Here is a 3,126-nt window from a genome sequence, read left to right as displayed (position 1 = left end):
ATAGCAGTCTCTACTATCGTTTTACTTTTTTTTATACATCATATTGATTTTTAAGATTGGTATAAATCTAAGAAAACGTATTTTGAGCTCCGAAAAGCTTCCGACCGCAGGGAGGATTCGTTCAACAATGTATATAAAAAATAGGCGAAACAGTAGTAAATCCAAGGCTTTTGGCTCGTATCAAACTTTCTGCTTAACCGAAAGTTTTGTGCTTCGAAATCGCCTACTTTTCATATACTAAACGTTACCCAACATAAAAAAGCACAGTATTAGAGTAAGATGAAACTTTTCGACAAGCATAAGAACCAACGTACAAAGCAAGAGATTGTCAAGCCCAGCCGCGCAATCCAAACCTTCGCTTACCAAACACTTGCTTTTTTCCCAACGCTCGGACTGACCGCAATTCTGCTGACCTTTTCAACTTTGACCTCATTCGGACAGATACAGACTCCAAAACCACCGACTTTTGAGAATAACTTTCCGCAACCTTTCACTCCAAACCCAAACAATAATCTGACACCAAACCTTAAAAATCAACCAGCCCAAAACCAACTCAACCAATATCAAAAGGACTTTCAGAAACAACAAAACCAAAGACAAGAATTAGAAGCCATTTATCGTGAAATTTCACAACCGAGTAAACCGACAACAACCGCGACTGTAAATTACGACCTTCCTTCTTGTGCTTCTGTTCAAGGTGCTTCGGCTTACCGTTATGCATTTACTGAAATTTCAAAAATGGCTGAAGGACAGAAAACCTTCACTTTGAAAGAAGCTAATTTTTTGGTCGAAAACGCTTTCTATGAGAACCAAGCACAGTTTGAGCAATTCAATAAGACCATACAACAAATTGGGCAATTCCTAACTTGGAAAATTGAAGAACTGAATTATGATAAGAACAGCAATCTTGCGAAAAACTTGATTCTTTACCGCTTCATTTCAGACACATTAGAAATAAAATCCAAAAATCTAAAACATTTGCCTTTTAAATATGACTTTGACGACTACATGGCAAATGAAGATTGGACAAAAATGTTCGTTGAAAAGGCATTAGCCACAAATTCAGGACAATGCCATTCTTTACCTCTACTCTATTTAATATTAGCGGAAGAAATTGGAGCAAAAGCCCAATTGGCTTATTCGCCAAGTCATTCTTACGTTAAGTTTCAAGACGATAATGACAAATGGCATAATATTGAACTAACCAACGGAATGATGTCTACAGATGCATTTGTTCTTCAATCGGGTTACATAAAAGCAGAAGCATTGCAAAATAAAATCTATATGCAACCACTAAATCAGAACGAGTTACTTTCTCATGTGCTTTTTGACTTAGCTAAAGGTTATGCAGTAAAGTATTGTTACGACAGTTTTGTAGAAACAATCATTGAAAAAGCTCTTGAACTTGACTCAAACAACATTAACGCTCACATGGTAAAATCCGATTATGCAACTATGAGATTTATGTATATCCAAAAGCAATTAAACATAAGTCCTGACAACATTAATCAGTATCCAAAAGCAAAAAAGCTTTTAGATGATATGTATGCGCAATATGCTATCGTTGACAATCTCGGATTTGAAGAAATGCCTGCTGCGGCATATGAAAAATGGCTTGGCACACTTCAGGAAGCTAAACAGAAACAAGAAAGCGAACAAATGACTTTCAAGCTTAATCACGAAATTGAACTGAAAAAATGAAAAAGATTCTGCTAATCATTTCAATTCTATTTTTCAACCTCTTGGGCTTTTCTCAAACTGACCAAGAAATTTATGAACAAGCATTTCAAAAAATAAATTGTATGCTCACTAAAACTTGCTCCGTAAGTTTTAGTGATGCTGTGTTTACAGTTGAAAACGCCTATTTTTCAAATCGATTAAATCAGGAATTGTTTGAAAAACAAATTTTAGTTTTAGCTGAACTTTCAAAGCAGTTTATTGCTTCTCAAGATTTAATTTATGATTATCCAGACCGAAATAAAGTCGTTAAATATGCTGCTTTATTCAATGTACTTACAGATACTACTCGTATTCAGGTGGACAGTTCAAGATATATAGAGATGCAGCCGTACACATACGATTTTACGGACATTTGGGGTCATAAAGATTGGTCGAATATGTTCGTTTCAAAACTACTTGACACCAAAAAAGGGAACTGTCATTCACTTCCTTTTCTTTACAAAATAGTTGCTGATGAAATTGGTGCAGAAGCACATATTGCAATAGCTCCCAATCATTTTTATATTAAGCATCAAAATAAAGCGAATGGTTGGTACAATACAGAGTTGACAAGTGGTATATTTCCAAATGATGCTTGGCTCATGGCTTCGGGCTACATTCATTTAGATGCCATTGTCAATAAACTGTACATGGAGGCATTAAATGACCAACAAATGATTGCATTGTGCATGATAGACCTTGCTAAAGGATATGCAAGAAAATTAAGCATCCTTTCGCATAATGAGTCCATTTTAAAGTGTTGTGATGCAGCCCTTACAGTTTATCCACGTTATATAAACGCCCTTTTGCTTAAAGCTGAAACCAAAAAGAAAATGTTCGATGCGTTAATGGTAAAATACAATGCACAAAATCCTGTCGATATCATGAACATTACCGAAGCTAAAAATATTTTTACCGAAATGACCAATCTTTATGCTCAAATCCATGAGTTAGGTTACCGTAAAATGCCCGAAGAAATGTACCTGAATTGGCTCACATCCCTGAAAGAAGAAAGAAATAAATATGAAAACAAAAAAATCACTAATTTTAGAACGAAAACTAAATAAAATGAAAAAGTCATTTTTACTTTTTGTAGCTTCATTTGGAGTTTTGTGTGCTACGGCTCAAAACCCTTTTGCGGAATATAATTACACGCCTAAAATAGCATCCTTAAGTCAAGGAAAGTATAACGAAACCTTTGATAACGATACCCTTGTTCAAATTGGCTCCATTCTCTTTAATACTAAGTCCAAACAAATTGTTGCCTTTATACAAATAGATCTAAGTACATGACAAAAATTGATATATATCCATATTGTTCTGATTCTTAGGATTTAACAAACAGCTTGCTAAATGGTCTAATCCATGCTTGAAGATACTTTTTGCTTTGCGGCCATGTTTTTTTAT

3 protein-coding genes are annotated in these 3,126 nt (G+C 34.8%); all 3 read left to right on the top strand.

The window, feature by feature from the left end:
• The first annotated feature begins 279 nt into the window (after positions 1–279).
• From G3O08_RS20480 to G3O08_RS20470, 3 genes are read left to right on the top strand one after another with little or no spacing between them, the layout of a single operon-like run.
• Complete coding sequence (locus G3O08_RS20480; RefSeq protein ID WP_163287314.1) at positions 280–1,701, top strand: hypothetical protein; 1,422 nt, start codon at positions 280–282, stop codon at positions 1,699–1,701.
• A complete protein-coding gene (locus tag G3O08_RS20475; RefSeq protein WP_163287313.1) occupies positions 1,698–2,786 on the top strand; it encodes a hypothetical protein in 1,089 nt (362 codons plus the stop codon). The genes G3O08_RS20480 and G3O08_RS20475 overlap by 4 nt, the downstream gene beginning before the upstream one ends.
• A 1-nt stretch (position 2,787) precedes the next feature.
• The gene (locus G3O08_RS20470; RefSeq protein WP_163287312.1) at positions 2,788–3,012 is read left to right on the top strand and encodes a hypothetical protein; all 225 of its coding nucleotides are present in this window, start codon (positions 2,788–2,790) and stop codon (positions 3,010–3,012) included.
• The last annotated feature ends 114 nt before the right edge of the window (positions 3,013–3,126 follow it).

It is taken from the genome of Cryomorpha ignava (assembly GCF_010686655.1).
Lineage (GTDB): Bacteria > Bacteroidota > Bacteroidia > Flavobacteriales_D > Cryomorphaceae > Cryomorpha > Cryomorpha ignava.
Note: the sequence above shows the minus strand (reverse complement) of the source record. Positions and strands in the feature narration are given on the sequence as shown.